The 23,801-nt window shown below is 72.0% G+C and carries 16 protein-coding genes; 11 read left to right on the top strand and 5 right to left on the bottom strand.

Annotation, left to right across the window (positions count from 1 at the left end):
• Positions 1 to 269: 269 nt before the first annotated feature.
• A complete protein-coding gene (gene glgP / locus ACIRF8_RS27415) occupies positions 270 to 2,888 on the top strand; it encodes an alpha-glucan family phosphorylase (RefSeq protein ID WP_404218741.1) in 2,619 nt (872 codons plus the stop codon).
• Positions 2,889 to 2,946: 58 nt separating this feature from the next.
• Here the strand turns inward: glgP and ACIRF8_RS27410 are convergent, their stop codons facing one another.
• The 4 genes from ACIRF8_RS27410 to ACIRF8_RS27395 form a co-directional block, all read right to left on the bottom strand.
• Positions 2,947 to 4,524, bottom strand: coding sequence for a M4 family metallopeptidase (locus tag ACIRF8_RS27410; protein ID WP_404218739.1), 1,578 nt, complete (start codon positions 4,522 to 4,524; stop codon positions 2,947 to 2,949).
• 262 nt (positions 4,525 to 4,786) lie between these two features.
• Entirely contained in the window at positions 4,787 to 6,865 is a 2,079-nt protein-coding gene (locus tag ACIRF8_RS27405; RefSeq protein WP_404218736.1) for a M4 family metallopeptidase, read from the bottom strand.
• Positions 6,866 to 7,313: 448 nt separating this feature from the next.
• Complete coding sequence (locus tag ACIRF8_RS27400) at positions 7,314 to 9,209, bottom strand: ABC transporter ATP-binding protein (protein WP_404218734.1); 1,896 nt, start codon at positions 9,207 to 9,209, stop codon at positions 7,314 to 7,316.
• The gene (locus ACIRF8_RS27395; protein WP_404218732.1) at positions 9,206 to 11,041 is read right to left on the bottom strand and encodes an ABC transporter ATP-binding protein; all 1,836 of its coding nucleotides are present in this window, start codon (positions 11,039 to 11,041) and stop codon (positions 9,206 to 9,208) included. The genes ACIRF8_RS27400 and ACIRF8_RS27395 overlap by 4 nt, the downstream gene beginning before the upstream one ends.
• Positions 11,042 to 11,206: 165 nt before the next feature.
• On the opposite strand from ACIRF8_RS27395, the gene ACIRF8_RS27390 reads away from it, so the two are divergent.
• From ACIRF8_RS27390 to ACIRF8_RS27375, 4 genes are all read left to right on the top strand, one after another.
• Positions 11,207 to 12,127 (top strand): ABC transporter ATP-binding protein, encoded by a 921-nt coding sequence (locus ACIRF8_RS27390; RefSeq protein WP_404218730.1) that lies wholly within the window; start codon positions 11,207 to 11,209, stop codon positions 12,125 to 12,127.
• On the top strand, positions 12,124 to 12,897 hold the full coding sequence (locus ACIRF8_RS27385; RefSeq protein WP_404218728.1) for an ABC transporter permease: 774 nt from the start codon (positions 12,124 to 12,126) through the stop codon (positions 12,895 to 12,897). The genes ACIRF8_RS27390 and ACIRF8_RS27385 overlap by 4 nt, the downstream gene beginning before the upstream one ends.
• A 94-nt stretch (positions 12,898 to 12,991) precedes the next feature.
• On the top strand, positions 12,992 to 14,203 hold the full coding sequence (locus ACIRF8_RS27380; protein WP_404218816.1) for a sensor histidine kinase: 1,212 nt from the start codon (positions 12,992 to 12,994) through the stop codon (positions 14,201 to 14,203).
• On the top strand, positions 14,196 to 14,834 hold the full coding sequence (locus ACIRF8_RS27375; RefSeq protein ID WP_404218724.1) for a response regulator: 639 nt from the start codon (positions 14,196 to 14,198) through the stop codon (positions 14,832 to 14,834). The genes ACIRF8_RS27380 and ACIRF8_RS27375 overlap by 8 nt, the downstream gene beginning before the upstream one ends.
• A 27-nt stretch (positions 14,835 to 14,861) precedes the next feature.
• Here ACIRF8_RS27375 and glgX read toward each other — a convergent pair whose 3' ends face one another.
• Positions 14,862 to 17,162 (bottom strand): glycogen debranching protein GlgX, encoded by a 2,301-nt coding sequence (glgX, locus tag ACIRF8_RS27370; protein ID WP_404218722.1) that lies wholly within the window; start codon positions 17,160 to 17,162, stop codon positions 14,862 to 14,864.
• A gap of 144 nt (positions 17,163 to 17,306) precedes the next feature.
• Here glgX and ACIRF8_RS27365 point away from each other — a divergent pair, with 144 nt between their 5' ends.
• The 6 genes from ACIRF8_RS27365 (at position 17,307) to ACIRF8_RS27340 (ending at position 23,793) form a co-directional block, all read left to right on the top strand.
• On the top strand, positions 17,307 to 18,527 hold the full coding sequence (locus tag ACIRF8_RS27365) for an Ig-like domain-containing protein (RefSeq protein ID WP_404218720.1): 1,221 nt from the start codon (positions 17,307 to 17,309) through the stop codon (positions 18,525 to 18,527).
• 162 nt (positions 18,528 to 18,689) lie between these two features.
• Positions 18,690 to 19,883: an Ig-like domain-containing protein gene (locus ACIRF8_RS27360; protein WP_404218814.1), complete on the top strand. Its 1,194-nt coding sequence runs from the start codon at positions 18,690 to 18,692 to the stop codon at positions 19,881 to 19,883.
• 44 nt (positions 19,884 to 19,927) lie between these two features.
• Positions 19,928 to 20,695, top strand: a complete 768-nt coding sequence (locus tag ACIRF8_RS27355; protein ID WP_404218718.1) for an enoyl-CoA hydratase/isomerase family protein — start codon at positions 19,928 to 19,930, stop codon at positions 20,693 to 20,695.
• 284 nt (positions 20,696 to 20,979) lie between these two features.
• The gene (locus ACIRF8_RS27350) at positions 20,980 to 21,483 is read left to right on the top strand and encodes an ATP-binding protein (RefSeq protein WP_404218716.1); all 504 of its coding nucleotides are present in this window, start codon (positions 20,980 to 20,982) and stop codon (positions 21,481 to 21,483) included.
• Between the two features lie 304 nt (positions 21,484 to 21,787).
• Positions 21,788 to 22,573: a polysaccharide deacetylase family protein gene (locus tag ACIRF8_RS27345; RefSeq protein ID WP_404218714.1), complete on the top strand. Its 786-nt coding sequence runs from the start codon at positions 21,788 to 21,790 to the stop codon at positions 22,571 to 22,573.
• A complete protein-coding gene (locus tag ACIRF8_RS27340) occupies positions 22,570 to 23,793 on the top strand; it encodes a hypothetical protein (protein WP_404218712.1) in 1,224 nt (407 codons plus the stop codon). Before ACIRF8_RS27345 ends, ACIRF8_RS27340 begins: the two co-directional genes overlap by 4 nt.
• Positions 23,794 to 23,801 lie beyond the last annotated feature (8 nt).

Genomic DNA, 23,801 nt, shown 5'->3' with positions numbered 1-23,801 from the left:
GGTTCGCGGAGACGACTCGCGCAACCGCTCCGGCATCGCGTGCCCCCCAAGTCCCTTGCCGCTCCCACGTGTTCCGTCAGTCTTCCACGCCCGCGCGGCGCGGCCGGTTCCGTGCGCCGTGGCCCGCGGCGCCGTGGACCATTACCGTCATGGAGGAACACCGGGACGTACGACGGGGTGCGTCCCGCCGCGGCGCGCCCGGACGCGCCCGGACGCGCCCGGACACGCCCGACCGCCGACGCCCCCGCTGCACGCGCGAAAGGGGAACTGTGAAGGCCATCCGTCGTTTCACCGTCCGCCCGGTCCTGCCCGAACCACTCGCTCCGCTCCACGACCTGGCCCGCAATCTGCGCTGGTCATGGCATGCCGGTACCCGTGACCTGTTCGCCACCGTCGACCCGGAGCACTGGGCCGCCTCGGGCGGCGACCCGATGCGGCTGCTCGGCAGCGTCACCTCGACCCGGCTCGCCGAGCTCGCCGCCGACGAGGGCTTCCTCGCCACGCTCCGCGCGGTCGCCGACGATCTGCGCGGCTACCTCCGGGACGACCGCTGGTACCAGACCCAGGACCGGCAGAGCGACCTGCCGGCCGCCGTCGCCTACTTCTCGCCCGAGTTCGGCATCACCGCCGCGCTGCCGCAGTACTCGGGCGGCCTCGGCATCCTCGCCGGCGACCACCTCAAGGCCGCGAGCGACCTCGGGGTACCCCTCATCGGCGTAGGGCTGCTGTACCGGCACGGTTACTTCCGGCAGTCGCTGTCCCGGGACGGCTGGCAGCAGGAGACCTATCCCGTCATCGACCCCAACGAACTGCCGCTGTCCCTGCTGCGCGAACCGGACGGCACCCCCGCGCACATCGCGATCGCGCTGCCCGGCGGGCGCCGGCTGCTCGCCCGCGTCTGGCAGGCGCAGGTCGGCCGCGTGCCGCTGCTGATGCTGGACTCCGACGTCGAGGAGAACGGCGCGCACGAGCGCGAGGTGACCGACCGGCTGTACGGGGGCGGCAGCGAGCACCGGCTGCTCCAGGAGATGCTGCTCGGCATCGGCGGGGTCCGGGCCGTGCGCACGTACTGCCGTCTCACCGGGCACGCCGCCCCCGAGGTCTTCCACACCAACGAGGGGCACGCGGGGTTCCTCGGCGTCGAGCGCATCGCCGAGCTGGCCGGGCAGGGGCTCGACTTCGACGCGGCGCTCGAAGCGGTCCGGGCCGGCACCGTCTTCACCACGCACACCCCCGTCCCGGCCGGCATCGACCGCTTCGACCGCGAACTGGTCGCCCGGCACTTCGGCGCCGCCGCCGAACTCCCCGCCGTCGACGTGGAGCGCATCCTCGGCCTCGGCATGGAGACGTACCCCGGCGGCGACCCGAACGTCTTCAACATGGCCGTGATGGGGCTCAGGCTCGCCCAGCGCGCCAACGGCGTCTCCACGCTGCACGGCGCGGTCAGCCGCCGTATGTTCTCCGGGCTCTGGCCGGGCTTCGACCCCGAGGAGGTGCCGATCACCTCCGTGACGAACGGGGTGCACGCGCCGACCTGGGTGGCCCCCGAGGTGCTGCGGCTCGGCGCCCGCCAGATCGGTGAACGGCGCACCGAGGACGCCCTGTCGGTGGGCGGCTCGGACCGCTGGGACGCGGTCGGCGAGATCCCCGACCGGGACATCTGGGAGCTGCGCCGCGAGCTGCGCGGCCAGTTGGTGGACGAGGTGCGGTCCCGGCTCGCGGCGTCCTGGCGCCAGCGCGGCGCGGGCGGCGCCGAACTCGGCTGGATCGACGGCGTCCTCGACCCGGACGTCCTGACGATCGGCTTCGCCCGCCGCGTCCCCTCCTACAAGCGGCTCACGCTGATGCTGCGCGACCCGGACCGGCTGATGCGGCTGCTGCTCGACGAGGAGCGGCCCGTGCAGATCGTGGTCGCGGGCAAGGCGCATCCGGCCGACGACGGCGGCAAGCGGCTCGTGCAGGAACTGGTCCGCTTCACCGACGACCCGCGCGTGCGCCACCGCATCGTGTTCCTGCCCGACTACGGCATGGCGATGGCGCAGAAGCTCTACCCGGGCTGCGACATCTGGCTGAACAATCCGCTGCGCCCGCTGGAGGCGTGCGGCACGTCCGGGATGAAGGCGGCGCTCAACGGCTGCCTCAACCTGTCGGTCCTGGACGGCTGGTGGGACGAGTGGTTCGAGCCGGACTTCGGCTGGGCGATCCCCACCGCCGACGGTACGGCGACCGACGAGCACCGCCGCGACGACCTGGAGGCGGCGGCGCTCTACGACCTGCTGGAGCGCCGGGTGGCGCCCCGCTTCTACGAGCGCGGTCCCGAGGGGCTGCCCGACCGCTGGATCGAGATGGTCCGCCAGACGCTCACGCACCTCGGCCCGAAGGTCCTGGCCGGCCGGATGGTCCGCGAGTACGTCGAGCGGCTGTACGCGCCCGCGGCCCGCGCCGACCGGGCGCTCACCCCGGACGCGGCCCGGGAGCTTGCCGTCTGGAAGTCCCGGGTCCGCGGGGCGTGGCCGCGCGTCGCGGTCGACCACGTCGAGGCGGGAGCGCCGTCGGCGGAGCTCGGTGCGACGCTCTCCCTGCATGTCCGGGTGGCCCTCGGCGACCTCGGCCCCGACGACGTCGAGGTGCAGGCGGTGGCCGGTCGCGTGGACGCCGAGGACAGCATCGCGGAGGCCACCACGGTCCCGCTGAAGCCGGTCGCGGGCCCCGACGAGGAGGGCCGCTGGTCCTACGAGGGTCCCCTCTCCCTGGACCGCACGGGCCCCTACGGCTACACGGTCCGCATCCTGCCCACCCACCGTCTCCTCGCGTCGGCGGCGGAGCCGGGCCTGGTGACGGTGCCGTCGGAGAGCGTGGGGGAGGGCGCGGGCGTCCTCCTGCGGTGAACGCGACGGCGCCCGGACCGTGAGGCCCGGGCGCCGTACGACGGTCGTGCCGTGTCGACTACTTGACGTTGACGGCCGCCCACGCCGCGGCCACGGCCTTGTACTCGGCCGAGGTCGCGCCGTACAGGTCCTTCGCCGCGTTCAGCGTGCCGGTGCGCGCCGCCGCGTAGTTGGTGTTCGACGTGAAGTACGTCGTCAGGGCCTTGAACCAGATCTGCTCGGCCTTGGAGCGGCCGATCCCGGTGACGGTGGAGCCGTTCGAGGTGGGGGAGTCGTAGGCGACGCCGTTGATCGTCTTCTTGCCGCTGCCCTCGCTGAGCAGGTAGAAGAAGTGGTTGGCGATGCCCGACGAGTAGTGGACGTCGACGTTGCCCGCGCCGGACCTCCAGGCGTCGAGCGAGGCGCCGTCCTTGCTCGGCTTGTCCATGTAGCGCAGCGGGGTGCCGTCACCGTTGATGTCGATCTTCTCGCCGATGAGGTAGTCGCCGACGTCCGCGGTGTTCTTCGCGTAGAACTCCACCGACGTGCCGAAGATGTCGGACGTCGCCTCGTTGAGGCCGCCGGACTCGCCGCTGTAGACCAGGCCGGCGGTGTTCGAGGTGACGCCGTGGCTCATCTCGTGCGCGGCCACGTCGAGCGAGGTGAGCGGGTTCTTGTTGCCCTCGCCGTCGCCGTAGGTCATGCAGAAGCAACTGTCGTCCCAGAACGCGTTGACGTACGCGTTGCCGTAGTGGACGCGGGAGTAGGCGCCCTTGCCGTCGCCCTTGATGCCGCTGCGGCCGAAGACGTTCTTGTAGTAGTCCCAGGTCGCCTGGGCGCCGTAGGCGGCGTCGACGCCGGCGGTGGCGGGGTCGCTGGTCGTGCCGTTGCCCCACTTGTCGTCGGCGTCGGTGAACAGCGTGCCCTTGCCGGACGAGCCGTTCTTGAGGTTGTACGTGGAGTGGCCGCCGCGGGTCGCGTCCGTGAGGGAGTACGACGAGGTGCCCTTGGTGGTGCCGATGGTCACGCTGCCGCTGTACTCGGAGACGCCGGTGCCGGTGTGGACCGTGTCGTACTGGAAGATCTTCTCGCCGGTCGCCGCGTCGGTGATGACGTGCAGCTTGCTCGGCGTGCCGTCCTTCTGCGTGCCGGTGACGACCTTCTCGTAGGCGAGTCTCGGCGTGCCGGTCGCGGCCCACACGACCTTGCGGGCGCCGGCCGGGGCGGCCTTGAGGGAGGCGCCGGTGGTGGGGACCTCGATGGACTTGGAGGTCGCGCGGGTGACGCCCTTGCGGCTGCCGGACTTCGTCTCGTGGACGACGAGGTCGCCGCCGAGGACGGGCAGGCCGTCGTAGGTGCGCTCGTAGCGGGTGTGGGTCGTGCCGTCGCGGTCCTTGACCACGTCGCGGACGACCAGCTTCTCCTTGGAGCCGAGCTTCAGCTCGCGTGCCGCGGCGGCCGTCTCGGCGCTCGCGTCCTTGACGAGGTCGGCGCGGGCCGACGCGCTCAGGGCCAGCGGCGCGGCCGAGGGGGCGGCGGGCTGGGCGGCGGCGCCGGTGGCGGTGAACGACCCGGCGATCAGGGCGCCGGCGGCGACGGCCGTGGCGAGGGAGAGGGTGGTGCGGCGGGATATGCGGCCAGACGTGGGGGAAGTCACGAAGAAAGCTCCTTGAGTGAAGTGGGGGAGTGAGCTTTGCCGTGCGGGTGGTGCGGGTGGTGCGGGTGGGGAAACTTTGGCAGTTGAGGACCGGACATGTCATGTACGTGATCGCAGGTTGGCCGGAATTCGTTCGTTGAGCGAAAACTGACGCACGTATTGCGAACGGAACATGAACAACCCCGCGCGTGAACGGGCGCGCCGCTCCGGGAAGTTGCTCCACCGGAACGACGCGCCCAGACCGTGCGGGGCCGTGGCCTGCCTACGGGAACGTCAGCTTGAAACTGTTGATGTAGCCGGTGTCCTGCGGACCGAGGTCCTGGACCTTCAGCTTCCAGACGCCGTTCGCCGTCTCCGTGGAGGCGTTGACCGTGTAGGTGGTCTGGATGTTGGGGGTCGGGTCGTAGACGGACGAGTGCAGCCGGTACGTCTTGCCGCTCGGACCGACCAGGTCCACCTGGAGGTCACCGCTCCAGGTGTGCACGATGTCGACGCCGACCTTCAGGGTGGACGGCGCGTTGCCGCTCACGCCCGAGACGGTGACCGAGGAGGTGACCGCCGCGCCGGGCGAGTCGGGGATGTTCACGTCCGTGTCGTTCGTGAACGTCTTGCCGGTGCCCGGGTCGCCGCCGCCGGAGCGGGCGCCGACGTTGATCGCGGCGAACGCGTCCTGCACCGCCTTGTACTCGGTGGACGTCGTCCCGTACAGCTCACCGGCGGCCGCGAGGGCACCGGTGCGCGCGCCCGCGTAGTTGGTGGTCGAGGTGAACTTCGTGGTCAGCGCCTTGAACCAGATCAACGCCGCCTTGTCGCGGCCGATCCCGGTGACGGGCAGGCCGTCGGAGGTCGGGGAGTTGTAGCTCGTCCCGTTGACGACCTTCGCGCCGCTGCCCTCGCTGAGCAGGTAGAAGAAGTGGTTGGCCGGGCCCGACGAGTAGTGCACGTCGACGCTGCCGATACCGGAGTACCAGGCGTCCTTGGACGCGCCGTCCTTGCTCGGCTTGTCCATGTAGCGCAGCGGGGTGCCGTCACCGTTGATGTTGATCTTCTCGCCGACCAGGTAGTCGCCCGGGTCCGACGGGTTGGCCGCGTAGAACTCGACGGCCGCCGCGAAGATGTCCGAGGTCGCCTCGTTCAGACCACCCGACTCACCGCTGTAGTTGAGGCCCGCGGTGTTCGAGGTGACGCCGTGCGTCATCTCGTGCGCGGCCACGTCGATCGACGTCAGCGGGTGCGTGTTGCTGGTGCCGTCGCCGTACGTCATGCAGAAGCAACTGTCGTCCCAGAACGCGTTGACGTACGCGTTGCCGTAGTGGACGCGCGAGTACGCTCCCTTGCCGTCACCGCGGATACCGGTGCGGCCCTGCACGTTCTTGTAGTAGTCCCACGTCAGCGCGGCACCGTAGTGCGCGTCGGCGGCGGCCGTCTCGGTGTTGCTCGCCGAGCCGTTGCCCCACACGTCGTCCGGGCCGGAGTACAGGGTCCCCGTCCCCGACGTGCCTCGGTTGAGGTTGTACGTCTTGTGGCTGCCGCGCGCGGTGTCGGTGAGGGTGTACGACGATCCGGACTGCGCGGTGCCGAGGGTCACGGTGCCGCTGTACTGGGTGTTGCCGGTGCCGGTCTCGATGGCCTGCCACTCGTGCAGCTTCTTGCCGGTGGTCGCGTCGGTGATGACGTGCAGCTCGTTCGGCGTGCCGTCGTGCTGGAGCCCCCCGACCACGGTCTCGTAGGCGAGCGTGGGCTGCCCCTTGGCCGCGCCCTGGCCGAGCCACACGACCTTGCGCGGCGCCCGGTCCGCCTCGGTCCTCTTCGAACCGTCGGCCTTGGCCAGCTTCAGGGCCTGCGTCTCGGCGGCGGCCGGCTTCACGTCGGCCGTCGTGTCCACGCCCTTGAGCTGCGCCTTGGATGCCTTCGTCACGCCCTGCGCGGCACCGGACTTCGCCGTGTCGACGATCAGGTCGCCGCCCAGGACGGGCAGTCCGCCGTAGGTGCGCTCGTAACGGGTGTGGGTCGTCCCGTCCTTGTCCTGGAGCACGTCCCGGACGACGAGTTTCTCCTGCGCGCCCAGACCGAGCTTCTTCGCCGTGGCGGCCTTGGCCTTCGTGGAGTTCGCCGCGCGCAGCAGCTCGGCTCGCTTCGCCGGGGAGAGCTTCACGGGCAGGGCGCCCGGGTCGGCGCCGCGGGTGGCGTTCGCCGTGGCCTGTGCGGTGGGGCTCGCGTCCCGGGCGTCGGCCGCGGTGGCCGGACCCGACTGGAAGGCGACGGCGAGCAGGGCGGTGACGGCGCCCACGGCCGCGGCGGCAGTGGCCCGGCGTCTGTGGGAGGTGGAGGTGCTTCTCAACGCTGACTCCTTCTGCGCGGCCGCATGGGTGTGCGGCCAGTGGGGACCGGCCGGCGGGTGGCCGGCCGGGCAGAACGCAGTGCAGGCAGTGCGGGATTCAGGGGTGGAGCGGGTGTGTCGTCGCGGCCGACGCCCGGTTACCGGGAGGCGGCTGAGCGGCGGCCGTTGGGAAGAGTGGCAGCAGAGAGCGCGGTCTGTCAGGAGCGCGACAACAGGTTGGCCGGAAATAGTTCGGTGCGCGGGGGAGCGTGTTCGATATGCGGGGTGGGTTGAGGGCGGGCCTGCGGGGGCGTGGGGGCGAGGGCGTGAGGCTCCCCGGGGTGGGGTGCGGTCGGCCGGGCGGGGGGTCGCGTGGCTGGAAATCGGCTGTCCGTGACCGGGCGCGGGTCGCGGGGCTCTGCCCCGGACCCCGCTCCTCGATCGCCGGAGGGGCCTGACCGCGGCTCGGTCAGCTCACCAGGCTGTCCCGCCAGGCCCGGTGCAGGTGCGCGAAGCGGCCCTCGCCCGCGATGAGTTCGGCCGGCGGGCCGTCCTCCACGATCCGGCCGTTCTCCATGACCAGGACGCGGTCCGCGATCTCCACCGTCGACAGGCGGTGCGCGATGACCACCGCCGTCCGCCCGCGCAGCACCGTCCGCATCGCCTGCTGCACCGCCTGCTCGCCGGGCACGTCCAGGGAGCTGGTCGCCTCGTCGAGGACGAGGACCGCCGGGTCCGCGAGCAGCGCCCGCGCGAACGCCACCAACTGCCGCTGGCCCGCCGAGATCCGCCCGCCGCGCTTGCGCACGTCCGTGTCGTACCCGTCGGGCAGCGCGGCGATGAAGGCGTGCGCGCCGATCGCCCGCGCGGCCTCCTCGATCTCCTCGCGGCTCGCCTCCGGACGCCCGATCGCGATGTTGTCGGCGACCGTCCCGGAGAACAGGAACGCCTCCTGCGTCACCATCACCACCCCGTGCCGCAGCTCGGCGTGGGACAGCTCGCGCAGGTCGACGCCGTCGAGCAGGACCCTGCCGTGCGACGGGTCGTAGAAGCGGGCGAGCAGCTTCGCGAGCGTGGACTTGCCCGCACCCGTGGAGCCGACCACGGCCACCGTCTGCCCGGCCGGGAGCCGCAGGTCGAAGCGGGGCAGCACCTCGCCGCCCGTGCGGTAGCCGAAGGAGACGTCGGCGAACTCCACGTCGCGGCCGGGCCGGCCCCCGCGCGCGGCGGGCAGGGGGCGCGGCGACCGGGGTTCGGGTACTGAGGGCGTCTGCTCCAGCAGGCCCGCGATCTTCTTCAGGGACGCGGCGGCCGACTCGTAGGAGTTGAGGAACATCGCGAGCCGGTCGATGGGGTCGTAGAGGCGGCGGATGTAGAGCACCGCGGCGGCCAGCACACCCAGGGCGAGCGTGCCGCTCGCGACCCGGTAGGCGCCCCACAGGACCATGCCGGCGACCGCCGTGTTCGCGAGGAGGCGGGAGCCGACGACGTAGCGCGCCATCTCCAGCATGGCCGTGCCGTTGGCCCGCTCGTGGCGGTGGTTCAACGCGCCGAAGTGCTCGTCGTTGGCCTGCTCCCGGCGGAACGCCCGGACCGGCCGGATGCCGTTCATCGTCTCGACGAACTTCACGATGACGGCCGCGATCGCCGAGGACCGCTCGCCGTACGCGCGCGCGGCCCGCCGCCGGTACAGCCGGATCAGGACGGACAGGGGGAGGAAGGAGAACGCCGCGACCGCGCCGATGCCGAGGTCGAGCCAGAGCAGCATCGCCGTGATGTAGAGGGAGGCGAGGACGACGTTGACCAGTTCCTGAAGGCCCTCGGAGAGCAGCTCGCGCAGGGACTCCACGTCCGTCGTGGCCCGCGAGATGACCCGGCCCGAGGTGTACCGGTCGTGGAAGTCGACGCTGAGCGCCTGCGCGTGGCGGAAGATCCGGCCGCGCAGGTCCAGCAGCACGTTCTGGCTCACGCGCGCGGAGAACTGGATGTACGCGTACTGGAACGCGGCCGAGCAGCACGCGGTCAGCAGGAACCCGGCGCCGACCACGACCAGGGGCCCGTAGGCGTCCCGGCGCAGCGCCGGCACCGCGCTGTCGATGGCGTACGCGACGATCAGCGGCCCGGACTGCACGGCCGCCTGCTGGAGCAGCAGCGCGAGCACCGTGAGCCAGGCCGTGCGGCGGTGGGGCGTGAGCAGCGAGCGCAGCAGCAGGCGCGTGGCGCCCTGGGGCGTGGGCAGATCGTCCTGGTCGAACGGGTCGCCGGGGGAGGGGAGCCGTACGTCGTCGACCGGGTCGACCGGGTCGCCCGTGCCGTCCGGGTCGTCCGGCTGTGTGGAGAGGCCGGTGTTCGCGGTGGTCGTCATGAATGCGCCGCCTCTCGGCTGTCGTCCGCCGTGTCGCCCGACATCAGGTACCGGTACTCCGCGCTCGTGCGCAGCAGTTCGTGGTGCGTGCCCACCGCTGTGACGCGGCCCCGGGAGAGCAGCGCGACCCGGTCGGCGAGCAGCACCGTGGAGGGGCGGTGCGCGACGACGAGGGCGGTGCTGTCCGCGAGCACCCGCCGCAGCGCGGCCTCCACCGCCGCCTCGGTGTGCACGTCGAGCGCGGACAGCGGGTCGTCCAGGATCAGGAAGCGGGGCGAGCCGACGACGGAACGGGCCAGTGCGAGACGCTGGCGCTGGCCGCCCGACAGGCTCAGCCCCTGTTCGCCGACCTCCGTGTCGACGCCGTCGGGCAGGTGCCGCACGAAGTCGGCCTGCGCCACCGCGAGGGCCCGCTCCACCTGCTCCGGCGTGCCGTCCTCCGCCCCCATCAGGACGTTCTCGGCGACCGACGCGGAGAACAGGGTCGGCTCCTCGAACGCCACCGACACCAGGGTGCGCAGCTCCTCGCGCGGGACGGCGGTGATGTCCCGCCCGTCGAGCGTGATGCGCCCGGCCGTGACGTCGTACAGGCGGGGCACGAGCGCGGTCAGCGTCGTCTTGCCGCTGCCGGTCGCGCCGACCAGGGCCATGGTCTCGCCCGAGCGTACGTGCAGGTCGATCCGGCGCAGCGTCGGCTCGCAGTCCGCGGCGGCGTCCGGGTAGCGGAACTCGACGCCGTCGAAGCGGAGCCCGTCCCCGTCCCGCTCACCGGTGTCGGGCAGCACCCGGGGGTCCTCCTCGGCGGCGTCCATCACCTCGAAGTAGCGCCGTGTCGCCGTCGCCGCCTCCTGGCTCATCGCCAGCAGGAAACCGATGGACTCGATGGGCCAGCGCAGCGCGAGCGCCGTCGACAGGAACGCGACGAGCGTGCCCGCCGACAGCGCGCCGTCGGCGACGCGCAGGGTGCCGACGACGAGGGCCGCGCCCAGGGCCGCCTCCGGCAGCAGCGTGATCACCGCGAGGATGCCCGCGAGCAGCCGCGCCTTGGTCAGCTCCGTGCCGCGCAGCGTCCGCGACAGGTCGTGGAAGGCGCGGGCCTGGCTGCGGTGCCGGCCGAACCCCTTGATGACGCGGATGCCGAGCACCGACTCCTCGACGACCGTCGTCAGATCGCCGACCTGGTCCTGGGCGCGGCGCGACGCCTGCGCGTACCCGTGCTCGAAGCGGTAGCAGACCACGATCAGCGGCACCGCGGGCGCGAGCAGCACGAGGCCGAGGCCCCAGTCCTGCGCGACGAGCAGGGCGAGCCCGGCCAGGATGGTCACCCCGTTCACGAACAGGAACGTCAGCGGGAAGGCCAGGAACATCCGGACGACCATGAGGTCCGTCGTGCCGCGCGACAGCAACTGCCCCGACGCCCAGCGGTCGTGGAAGGAGACGGGCAGCCGCTGGAGGTGCCGGTACAGGTCGGCGCGCATCGCCGCCTCGACGCCCGCGAGGGGCCGCGCGATGAGCCAGCGCCGCAGACCGAACAGCAGCGCCTCCACGACGCCGAGCGCGAGCAGCACCCCGGCGCCGAGCCACACCCCGCCCGGATCGTGGTGGGTGACCGGTCCGTCCACGATCCACTTCAGCACCAGCGGGAACAGCAGCCCCAGACAGGACGCGACCACCGCCACCGCGGCGGCGCTCGCCCACCGCGCCCGCACCGGCCGCACGTACGGCCACAGGCGCAGCAGCGTCCGCGCCGCCGACTGCTCCGCGGGCGCCGCGAGTTGCTCCTCGTCATCGGTCCGGCCGGGGTCCGTGGTAGCTGCATCTGAAGTCGCCATCGGGAGTGAGACTACGGTTCGGCACCGACAGCGCGCAGCGGGTTTCCGGCGGCCCGCTCCCGCCACCGGCAGCCGCGGTCGTAGCGCCCCTCAACCGATCGGCTGATGTGCCTTCGAGCGCGATGGCCGATGCCCCGGCCGCCCCCGCCGGGCGACGCTGGAGCCATGACCACCACCAGTGCACCGCTCATCGAGGTCACCGGGCTGCGCAAGACGTACGCCGGACGGGCCGTCGTCGACGGGATCTCCTTCGCCGTGGAAGAGGGCGAGATCTTCGGCGTCCTCGGGCCGAACGGCGCCGGGAAGACCACCACCGTGGAGTGCGTCGAGGGGCTGCGCCTGCCCGACGCGGGACGCGTCCGCGTCGCCGGGCTCGACCCCGTGCGCGACCACGAGAAGGTCACCAGGATGCTCGGTGCCCAGCTCCAGGAGAGCGAGATCCAGGCGAAGCTGACCGTGCGCGAGGCACTGGAGCTGTACTCCGCCTTCTACCCCGACCCGCTCGACTGGCGGCCGCTCGCCGAGCGGCTGCGGCTCGACGAGAAGCTGACCACCCGGTTCGCAAGGCTCAGCGGCGGCCAGAAGCAGCGCCTGTTCATCGCGCTCGCCCTCGTCGGCAACCCGCGGGTCGTCGTCCTCGACGAACTGACCACCGGGCTCGACCCGCGCGCCCGCCGCGACACCTGGCAGCTCATCGAGGACGTCCGGGACAGCGGAGTCACCGTGCTCCTCGTGACGCACTTCATGGAGGAGGCGCAGCGGCTGTGCGACCGCGTCGCCGTCATCGACAAGGGACGCGTCGCCGCCCTCGACACCCCGGCCGGGCTGATCAGCCGGGCCGCCGGGGCGACCGTCATCTCCTTCACACCGTCCGCGCCGCTCGACGAACGCGAACTGGCCGCCCTGCCCGGTCTCGCCGCCGTCGAGCACCGGGACGGCCGCACGACCCTGACCGGCGGCGACGAGACCGTCGACGCCGTCCTCACCCTGCTCGCCCGCCACCACATCACCGCGCACCAACTCCGCGTCGCCGACGCCACGTTGGACGACGCGTTCCTCGACCTGACAGGAGCCGGCCAGTCATGAGCGTCACCGCCGCCACCCCGGCGCGCCTGCCCGGCGCCCACTCCGCCGTCCTCAGGAGCGAGTTCCGGCTGTTCCTGCGCGAACCCGGCTCCCTCTTCGGCATCGCCGTCTTCCCGCCCGTGCTGCTCGTGGTCCTCGGGTGCATCCCGGCGTTCCGCGAGTCCGGCTCGGGCCCCGACGGCCTGCGCCTCATCGACGCGTACGTGCCCGTCACCGTGCTGCTCCCGCTGATCGTGGCCGGGCTCCAGGCGATGGCACCGGTCATCGCCGGATACCGGGAGCGCGGCATCCTGCGCCGCATGTCGGCGACGCCGGTACGGCCGCCCGCGCTGCTCGGCGCGCAAATGGCCATCCACGGCGTCGCGGCCCTCGTCTCCTCGCTGCTGTCGCTGGCCATCGGGCGCCTCGCGTTCGACGTACGGCTGCCCCCGCAGGTCCTCGGCTACCTGCTCGCGCTCGTGCTCTCCGTCGTCGTCGCGCTCTCGCTCGGCGCGCTGGTCGCCGCCCGGGCCCGCACCCAGAAGGTCGCCGGTGCCATCGGCTCGGCGGTCTTCTTCCCCAGCATGTTCTGCGCCGGGGTGTGGCTGCCGGTGCAGTCGATGCCGGACACCCTCGCCCGCGTCGTCGAGTGCACCCCGTTCGGCGCCGCGTCCCAGGCCCTCAGCGACGCGGCGGCCGGGGACTGGCCCGGCTGGTCCCACCTGGCCGTCCTCGTCCTGTGGGCGGCGCTCCTGTCCGGCGCGGCGGCGCGCTGGTTCCGCTGGGAGTGAGCGCGTGGACACCGGGCCCGCGAGGCAGACTGGATCCGTGAACAGGCAACGCGCCGGGGAGGCGGGCAGCACCGTCCAGCAGCGGTGGACGGCCATGCATCGCTACGGGCCCTTCGTCCTGCTCCTGTTCAGCATCCCGATGGCACTCGCGACCTCGACGGTCGTCGACATGAGCCGGACCGACTGGACCGCCGTGTGGTGCCTGGTCGCGGCCGCCCTGGTCCTGGAGCTGCTGTGCGGACCGCGCGCCCTGCGCCACCCCGGCGCCTCCGCCACAGGCGCGGTGTACTTCACCGTCCGCTGGGCCCTCGCCTTCGTCCTGACGTGGCTCAACCCGTTCTTCGTGTTCTACGCCGTCATGGGCTACTTCAGCGCCGAACGACTGCTGCCGCGCCGCTTCGTACGGACCGGCCTGTTCGCCACCGCCGTCGTCATGGCCGGCTCCGAATCCGGTGGAATGCCGCCCGAAGGCTCCCTCACATGGGGCATCTTCGGCGCGCTGCTCGCCGTCAACATGGCGATCGTGTCGACGATGATGCACCTCAACACGAAGGAGGAGGAGCGCAACCGCCGCCAGCACGACACCATCCAGGAACTGGAGCGCACCAACACCGCCCTCCAGCAGGCCGTGGACGAGAACGCGCAGCTCCACGCCCAACTTCTCGTCCAGGCGCGGGAAGCGGGCGTCGCCGACGAACGCCGCAGGCTCGCCGCCGAGATCCACGACACCATCGCGCAGGGCCTCGCCGGCATCATCGCCCAGCTCCAGGTCGTCGCGAGCGCACCCACCCTGGAGGTCGCCCGCGAGCACCTGGACCGCGCCTGCGACCTCGCCCGGCACAGCCTCGGCGAGGCCCGCCGCTCCGTGCACAACCTCTCGCCCGCCGCCCTCGCCGACGCGACCCTGGCCGAGGCGCTGAAGAAGACCGTCGCCGAATGGGCCGGTCGCACCGGCGTACGCGCCGACTTCACCGTCACCGGCACCGCCGAACCCCTGCACGACGAGATCGAGGCGTCCCTGCTGCGGATCGCCGAGGAGGCCCTGTCCAACGCCGCCCGGCACGCGGGCGCCACCCGGATCGGCGTCACCCTCTCCTTCATGGCGGGCGAGGTCACCCTCGACGTCCGCGACGACGGCCGCGGCTTCGACCCGATCGCCCTGCCCGCCCGCACCGGCACCTCCGGGTTCGGCCTCGACGGCATGCGCGCCCGCGCCGAACGCCTCGCGGGCGACGTCACCGTCGAGTCGGAACCGGGCGGCGGCACGGCGATCTCGGCTCGCGTACCGTTGGTGCGCCATGACTGACCCAGTGATCACGCTCCTGATCGTCGACGACCACCCCGTGGTCCGTGACGGCCTGCGCGGCATGTTCGAGTCGGCCGCCGGATTCACCGTCCTCGGCGAGGCGGCCGACGGCGTGGAGGGCGTGACACGCGCCCTCGCCCTCGACCCGGACGTCGTCCTGATGGACCTGCGCATGCCGGGCGGAGGCGGCGTGGACGCCATCAAGGAGCTGACCCGCCGCGGCACCCGCGCCCGCGTCCTGGTCCTCACCACGTACGACACGGACTCGGACACGCTGCCCGCGATCGAGGCGGGCGCCACCGGCTACCTCCTCAAGGACGCCCCGCGCGAGGAGTTGTTCACCGCCGTCCGCGCCGCCGCCGAGGGCCGCACCGTCCTCTCCCCGGCGGTCGCCTCCCGCCTGGTCACCGCGGTCCGTGCGCCCGCCCCCGCCGACGCGGCCCTCTCCGCCCGTGAGCGCGAGGTCCTGGTCCTGGTCGCGAAGGGCACCTCGAACAAGGAGATCGCGCGTGAGCTGTTCATCAGCGAGGCGACGGTCAAGACCCACCTCACGCACCTCTACGCCAAACTGGGCGTGAAGGACCGCGCGGCGGCGGTGGCGGTGGCGTACGACCGCAAGATCCTCGGCTGAGCGGGTCCTGCCCGTCTTTCCCGCCGCTCACCGCGTCCACCGCACCCGCAGCAGCAGCACCGTCCGCGGCTCCACCGTGATCACCGCCCCGGCGTCGTGGACCGTGCCCGGCGCCGCCGTCTGGTCCTCCGCGCCCGTGTCCACCAGCACCTCGTACGACCGGGCCCACGGCTCGTCCGGCAGCACGAAGCGCTCGGGCCCGTCGCCCGCGTGCAGGACGGCCAGGAAGCTGTCGTCCTCCACCCGCTCGCCGCGCGCGTCCCGGCCGGGCAGGTCCCGGCCGGACAGATACATGCTGATCGTGGCCGTGGGCGCGTACCAGTCCGCCTCGGTCATCTCGGTGCCGCGCGACGTGAACCAGGCCAGGTCCCGCAGCCCGTCCGCCGGCCGCGCGCGACCGGAGAAGAACGTGCCGCGCCGCAGGACGGGGTGCGCGTGCCGCAGCGCGATCAGCCGGGACGTGAGGTCGAACAGCGCCCTCCAGCCCGGGTCGTCCAGAAGCTCCCAGTCGACCCAGCTCACCTCGTTGTCCTGGCAGTACGCGTTGTTGTTGCCGCCCTGCGTACGCCCGAACTCGTCGCCCGCGACCAGCATCGGCACACCCGTCGACAGCAGCAGCGTCGTCAGCAGGTTCCGCAACTGCCGCCTGCGCAGAGCACGTACGGACGCGTCGGCGCTCTCGCCCTCGGCGCCGCAGTTCCAGGACCGGTTGTCGCTCGTGCCGTCCCGGTTGCCCTCGCCGTTCGCCTCGTTGTGCTTGCGCTCGTAGCTCACCAGGTCGCGCAGGGTGAAGCCGTCGTGCGCGGTGATGAAGTTGACCGACGCGTACGGCCGCCGCCCGCCCCACGCGTACAGGTCGCTCGACCCGGAGAGCCGGTACCCCAGGTCCCGTACGTCGGGGAGCGCGCCGCGCCAGAAGTCCCGTACGGCGTCGCGGTAGCGGTCGTTCCACTCCGTCCACAGCGGGGGGAACGCGCCGACCTGGTAGCCGCCGGAGCCGACGTCCCACGGCTCCGCGATCAGCTTCACGCGCCGCAGCACCGGGTCCTGGGCGATGACCGCGAGGAACGGCGACAGCATGTCGACGTCGTGCATGGAGCGGGCGAGCGCCGCCGCCAGGTCGAAGCGGAAACCGTCGACGCCCATCTCCGTCACCCAGTACCGCAGCGAGTCGGTGATCAGGCGCAGCACGTGCGGCTGCACCACGTGCAGGGTGTTGCCGCAGCCCGTGTAGTCGGCGTAGCGGCGCGCGTCGTCCTGGAGCCGGTAGTAGCCGCGGTTGTCGATGCCCTTCAGCGACAGCGTCGGGCCCAGCTCGCCCGCCTCCGCCGTGTGGTTGTAGACGACGTCGAGGATCACCTCGATCCCGGCGTCGTGCAGCGTCCGCACCATCCGCCGGAACTCGCCGACCTGCTGCCCGGCGGTGCCGGACGCCGCGTACGCCGCGTGCGGGGCGAAGTAGCCGATCGAGTTGTAGCCCCAGTAGTTGCGCAGTCCCCGCCGCAGCAGGTGGTCCTCGTGGGCGAACTGGTGGACCGGCAGCAGCTCCACCGCCGTCACGCCGAGACGTGTCAGGTGCTCGATCGCCGCCGGATGCGCGAGCCCCGCGTACGTGCCCCGCAGCTCCTCGGGTATCCCCGGGTGGCGGCGGGTGAAGCCGCGCACGTGCAGCTCGTAGATGACCGAGTCCGACCAGGGCGTCTTCGGCCGCCGGTCGTCCACCCACTCGTCGTCGGGCGCGTCGTCGTGGACCACGACCCCCTTCGGGACGTACGGCGCCGAGTCCCGGTCGTCGCGCACGGTGTCGGCCACGTGCTGCTCGGGCCAGTCCCGTACGTGCCCGTACACCTCGGGCGGCAGCCGGCCGTAGTCGTTGCCCGGGGCGCCGTCCACGGCCCGCGCGTACGGGTCCAGGAGCAGCTTCGCCGGGTTCCAGCGGGCGCCCGTCCACGGGTCCCAGCGGCCGTGCACCCGGAACCCGTACCGCTGTCCGGGCCGCACACCCGGTACGAAGCCGTGCCAGATCCCGTGGGTCGTCTCGGTCAGCGGCGACCGGCGTTCGCGCCCCTGGTCGTCGAACAGGCACAGGTCGACGCCTTCGGCGCCCCCGGCCCACAGGGCGAAGTTGGTTCCCGCGACCCCGTCCGGACCGACCCGGAACCGGGCGCCGAGCGGCATGGACGTCCCCGGCCAGACGGGTCCGACCGGGGGAGTGCGCCCCCGCTCCGGTCCGTACGGCGCGGGCGCGGGGACGGGGGGCCGCCCGTTCCCTGTCCGGCCGGCCGGCACGCCGGTCTGCACTGCCTCCTGCTCGGGTGCGCTCGACACCTGACAGCCTCCCGCGGCTCCACGAAGGATGGGCGCGGGGCGTACGGCGTCCCCACCGCTGCCCCTGGTCCCCTCCCCTCTGTTCTGCCCACAGCTCGGGTCGCACTCACGTTTCCCCGGTGGGGGGAGCGTCGTTGGCCTGGCGTGAGAAGAGCTGTGAGGCGCGCGCGGCGCGCAGGGGCGACACTGGCCGCCGTACTGACGTGGGCAGGACTGGTCGGCGGGCTCGCCGGTTGTGACGCGGGCGGGGCGTTCGGCAAGCCCCGCTCGCCCGCGGAGCTGATCCGGGTCGCACCGGACGACGCGGACAAGAACGTGCGGGCGGGCAGGCGGCTCCAGGTCCAGGTGCCCGAGGGCCGGCTGGAGTCCGTCAAGGTCGTCAAGGTGCAGGACGCACGGGAGGAGGCGGTGCCGGGGCGGCTGGTGGACGACGGCCGGCGCTGGCGGCCCACGGGTGCGGACGCCGACCGGCTGACGCTCGCCGCGAAGTACACGGTCGACGCGGTCGCCCTCGACGGCGACGGCCGCCGCACGGCCCGCCGCACCACCTTCACGACGGCCGTCCCCGGCGAGCGGTTCATCGGCTACGTGACACCGGAGAACCGGGCCACCGTCGGCACGGGCATGATCGTGAAACTGGAGTTCAACCGGCGGATCGGGAACCGGGCCGCCGTCGAACGCGCCGTGCGGGTCAGGTCCCGGCCCGCGGTGGAGGTCGCCCCGCACTGGTTCGGCGCGACGCGTCTCGACTTCCGCCCCGAGCGGTACTGGAGGCCGGGCACCCGGGTCACCGTCGACCTGGACCTGCGCGACGTCGAGGCGGCCCCGGGCGTCTACGGTCTCCAGCACAAGTCGTTCTCGTTCACCGTCGGCCGCAGCCAGGTCAGCCTGGTCGACGCCAGGACGCACATGATGGAGGTCCGCAGGGGCGGGAGGCTGGTCTCCGCCATCCCGATCACGGCGGGGGCGCCGAGCTCGACGACGTACAACGGGAAGATGGTCGTCTCCGAGATGCTCGACGTGACCCGGATGAACAGCCGCACCGTCGGCTTCGGCGGCGAGTACGACATCCCGGACGTGCCGCACGCCCTGCGCCTGACGGACTCCGGCACGTTCCTGCACGGCAACTACTGGTCGGGCGGCGTCTTCGGCTCCAGCAACGTCAGCCACGGCTGCGTCGGTCTGCGCGACGTGAAGGGCGGCAGTCCGCTCACCCCGGCGGGCTGGTTCTTCGACCGCACCCTCATCGGCGACGTCGTCGAGGTGCGCCACAGCGCTGACAAGAAAGTGGCTCCTGACAACGGGCTCGGGGGCTGGAACATGGACTGGGCGGAGTGGAAGGCCGGGGGCGCGAGCGGTTCGTAGCCCGCGTGACCGCGGAAAGGGAGGCCGCCGCACGGGCGTTGGGACTAAACGGTGACATAAGCGGGGATCCGTTTTCCCAGGTCGTGAGGTTAATCTTTCGCAGTGCGCGCGCAGACGCGCAGGGGTGCGGGCCTTGGGACCGAGGCCCTGCGAGGGGAGAACATCGTGAACGGGCGACGACCGATATCGGCGGCACTGCTGGGGGCGGCACTGCTGCTGGTCACCGCGTGCGGGGGCGGGAACGGTACGGACGGGGACGGCAAGGGCACGTCGGACAAGGCGGCCGAGGCGAACAAGCCGTCGCAGGCCGTGGTGACCGTGGCACCGAAGGACGGTGCCGACTCCGTCGCCACCAGCGGGGCCCTGAAGATAACCGCGGACAAGGGCAGGCTGACCGAGGTGAAGGTCGCCGACACCAAGGGCAATCCGGTGGCGGGTGACATCACGGGGGGCACGAGCTGGACACCCGCCCACCACCTGGCCGCGGCCACCAAGTACCGGGTGCACGCGGTGGCGAAGGACAAGGACGGGCGGGAGTCGGCCAAGGACACCACCTTCACCACGCTCACCCCGAAGAACACCTTCGTCGGCATGTTCACGCCGGAGGACGGGTCGAAGGTCGGTGTGGGCATGCCGTTCTCGATCCGCTTCACCCGGGGCATCACGCACCCCGAGGACGTCGAGAAGGCGATCAGCGTGAAGACGGAACCGTCGGTCCCGGTCGAACCGCACTGGTTCGGCAACGACCGCATCGACTTCCGCCCCGAGAAGTACTGGGCGCCCGGCACCGAGGTGACGGTCAAGCTCAACCTCGACGGCGTCGAGGGGCGCCCGGGCGTCTACGGCAAGCAGGTCCGCACGGTGAAGTTCACCATCGGCCGCAGCCAGGTCTCCACGGTCGACGCGAAGACGCACATGATGACCGTCGAGCGCGACGGCAAGACCCTGAAGAAGATCCCGGTCACGACCGGCAAGCCCGGGTACGAGACCTGGGAGGGCCAGATGGTCATGAGCGAGAAGCTCGCCGTGACCCGGATGAACGGCGAGACCGTCGGCTACGGCGGCGAGTACGACATCAAGGACGTCCCGCACGCCATCCGCCTGACCACGTCCGGCACCTTCATCCACGGCAACTACTGGGGCGGCGACGCCTTCGGCAACTACAACGCCTCCCACGGCTGCGTCGGCCTGCGCGACGTCCGCGGCGGCTACGACAGCAAGGTCTCCGCGGCCTGGTTCTTCGACCAGTCGATGATCGGTGACGTGGTCGTCGTCAAGCACACCGGCGACAGGACCGTCGCGCCGGACAACGGGTTCAACGGCTGGAACATGTCCTGGGCGGACTGGAAGAAGTAGGGGGCGACCCCGTCCCGGTGTGAACGCCCGCTAACCTGCGGGCCATGACCGTACACCTGGAAATCGCCGACGGGGTGGGCACGATCCGCCTCGACCGCCCGCCGATGAACGCCCTGGACGTCGCCGTCCAGGACCGCATCAAGGAACTGGCAGCGGAGGCCACGGCCCGTACCGACGTACGGGCCGTCGTCGTCCGCGGCAGCGAGAAGGTCTTCGCGGCCGGTGCGGACATCAAGGAGATGCAGGCCATGGACCACGCGGCCATGGTCGTCAGGTCCCGCGCCCTCCAGGACTCCTTCAGCGCGGTCGCCCGCATCCCCAAGCCGGTCGTCGCCGCCGTCACCGGTTACGCGCTGGGCGGCGGCTGCGAGCTGGCGCTCTGCGCCGACTTCCGGATCGCCGCCGACAACGCCAAGCTGGGCCAGCCCGAGATCCTGCTCGGCCTGATCCCCGGCGCGGGCGGCACCCAGCGCCTGGCCCGTCTGGTCGGCCCCTCCAAGGCGAAGGACCTGATCTTCACCGGCCGCCAGGTGAGGGCCGACGAGGCGCTCGCCATGGGCCTGGTGGACCGGGTCGTCCCCGCCGAGGAGGTCTTCGCGGCGGCGCACGCGTGGGCGGCGAAGCTGGCGAAGGGCCCGGCGATCGCGCTGCGCGCCGCGAAGGAGTCCATCGACGCGGGTCTGGAGACGGACCTGGAGACCGGTCTCGCCATCGAACGCACCTGGTTCGCGGGCCTGTTCGCGACGGCGGACCGCGAGACCGGGATGCGCAGCTTCGTGGAGGAGGGCCCGGGCAAGGCGACGTTCGCCTGAGGAGTCTTCGAGAGGCGGCGTCAACTCCCTTGAGGCCGAGTCGACTTGTTGTCGTACCTCATTGGAGCGCATTAGCCGAACCTTAAGGGAACCTTAAGCGCACCTTGCCGGTGACGATCAAGAATCAGTCACGCACGCCAAGTCACCGCAGGTCGGAGCGGGTGTCCAACCCTCTTAAGTGCCACTGGCATATGCCAAACAGGCCCCCCGGAATGAGGCGTTCCGGGGGGCTTATTCAGCCGGAACGGCCCCAAGGCGCCATCTCTGCGGCCATCATGGAGGGCATGGCGGGGCTTGAGGGTGTCGAACAACCGCGGCGGCACGGCAGTGCGACCGCGGCGCGCTGGTCTCCCGCGGTCGAGGACGAATACGCGCTGCGGGCGCTGGAGTTGTTCGGGAATCCGACCGAGGCGGAGGTGCGTCTGCCGTCGCGCCCCGAATCGGCGGCGACCGCGCGGCGGCTCGCCCAGGTCGTGGTCCTGCGCCACTGGGGTCTGTCCCCGAAGATGACCGAGGACGCCGTCCTGCTCGTCTCCGAACTGGTCGGCAACGCCGTGCGCCACACCGGCGCCCGCGTCTTCGGCCTGCGTATGCTGCGCCGCCGCGGCTGGATCCGCGTGGAGGTGCGCGACCCGTCCCGCGGCCTGCCGTGCCTGATGCCCGTCCAGCCCTTCGACGTCTCCGGCCGGGGCCTCTTCCTCGTCGACAAGCTCTCCGACCGCTGGGGCGTCGACCTGCTGCCGCGCGGCAAGACCACCTGGTTCGAGATGCGGGTCGCCGACCGCTGAGCCCGGTCGGTACCCGGCCCACACGCACGAAAGCCCCCGTTCTCGCCGTCGTGCGGCGCCGCGGGGGCTTTCGTGTGGTGCGCCGCGAACAGTGGGGGGTGTAGTCCGCGGCGTCTGACGACGACCTGGCCCGGGTCAATGGGGGTCGTGGCACCGATCATGGCAGATGGAGTCGGTGCGGTCCAAATGAATCAACGGTGATGTGAGCCACTAGCCTCGCAAATGAAGAACAAATACAGGTGGCATCCAGTAATCGTTAAAGCTGCCGGGTCGGTAAGAGTATTTTGTCCGCTATCCCCGTTAAATGTGCGGCGTGACCACGGCAGAACCGACCCGAAGACGCTCGGCCCTGCGCCTCGCCACCGGCCTCGCAGCCGCCCTCGCCACCGGCTGCGCCGCCGAACGACAGGCGCCCACCGCCGCCCCGGCCGCCCACCCCGCGTCCCCGCACCCGGCGCGCGCCGCCCCCGCCCCCCACCGCATCCCCGGCCTGCCCACCGAGATCGACCACGGCCCGCGCACCACGGGCCGGGTCGCCCTCACCTTCCACGGCCAGGGCGACCCCGCCATCGCCCGCGCCGTCCTGAGCGAGGCCGAGCGCGCCCGCGCCCACATCACCGTCCTCGCCGTCGGCACCTGGCTCGACGCACACCCGGACCTCGCCCGGCGCATCCTCGACGGCGGACACGACCTCGGCAACCACACCCTGCACCACCGCTCCATCACCACCATGTCCGAGGCCGACGCCTACGCCGAGATCACCGGCTGCGCCGACCGCCTGCGCCGCCTGACCGGCTCCATCGGCACCTGGTTCAGGCCCTCCCGCACCCAGTGGTCGACCCCGCTCGTCACCCGCCTCGCCCGGCGCGCCGGTTACCCGCACGTCCTCTCGTACGACGTCGACTCGCTGGACCACACCTCACCGGGCGCACCGGCCGTCGTCGCCACCGTCTCCGCCGCCGCACGTGCCGGCTCGGTCGTCAGCCTCCACCTCGGCTACCGGGACACCGTCGCCGCCCTGCCGCCCCTCCTGGACCACCTCGACCGTCGCGGCCTGACCGCGGTGACCTGCACGGAGCTGCTCACGTGAACACCACCCCGCCCCCCTCCCCGCAGGCCCGGCCGGTGCGGCGCACCACCGTCCTGCTCGGCGCCGCCGCCGTCCTCGCCGCGCTCACCGGCTGCGGCACCGACGCCCCCGCGGACCGCGCCGCCGAAGGCCCCGTCAAGCCGGTCAGGGCGACCGCGCCGACCGCGTCACCGAAGCCGCCGGCCGTGCGCGGACTGCCCGGCATGCCGCCCGTCCTCGACCCCCGCGACGTGTACGCGGCGGACCGGCCCGGCAAGCTGTCGCCGGTGGTGAAGGCCTTCCCGTCCCGGATCTACGTGCCCAACACCGAGTCCGACACGGTCACCGTCATCGACCCGAAGACCCGCAAGGTCATCGGGACCATCCCGGTCGGACACCAGCCCCAGCACGTCGTCCCCTCCTGGGACCTGAAGACGCTCTGGGTCAACAACAACCGCGGACACACGCTCACCCCGATCGACCCGAGGACGGGGAAGGCGGGCAAGCCCGTCGACGTGCACGACCCGTACAACCTGTACTTCACGCCCGACGGCAAGAACGCGGTCGTGATGGCCTCGCTCGACCGCCAGCTCGTCTTCCGCGACCCGCACACCATGAAGATCAGACACACCGAACCGGTGAGCTGCTACGGCGTCAACCACGCCGACTTCTCGCCCGACGGCCGCTACTTCATCGTGAGCTGCGAGTTCAGCGGCGAACTCCTCAAGGTCGACACGGCACGCATGAAGGTCGTCGCCCAGCAGAAGCTCCCCTTCCAGGGAGCCATGCCGCAGGACGTGAAGATCTCCCCCGACGGCAAGAAGTTCTACGTCGCCGACATGATGGCCGACGGCATGTGGGTGCTGGACGGGAACACCTTCTCCAAGCCCACCCTGCTGCCGACCGGCAAGGGCACGCACGGCCTCTACGTGAGCCGCGACTCCAAGGAGATGTACGTCACCAACCGCGGTGAGGGCTCCATCTCGGTCTTCGACTTCGCCCAGGACAAGCTGACGAAGAAGTGGAAGCTCCCCCAGGGCGGCAGCCCCGACATGGGCGGCGTCTCGGCGGACGGCACCACGCTCTGGCTGTCCGGCCGCTACGACGCCGAGGTATACGCCGTCGACACCCGCACCGGCGCCCAGGTCGCCCGCATCCCGGTCGGCCGCGGCCCGCACGGCCTCGCGGTCTATCCACAGCCCGGCCGCTACTCGCTCGGCCACACCGGCATCTTCCGCTAGGTCATGCC

Origin of the sequence: Streptomyces sp. NPDC102406 (genome assembly GCF_044765725.1) — a bacterium.
Lineage (GTDB): Bacteria > Actinomycetota > Actinomycetes > Streptomycetales > Streptomycetaceae > Streptomyces.
This window is presented reverse-complemented; position numbering and strand designations above follow the sequence as displayed.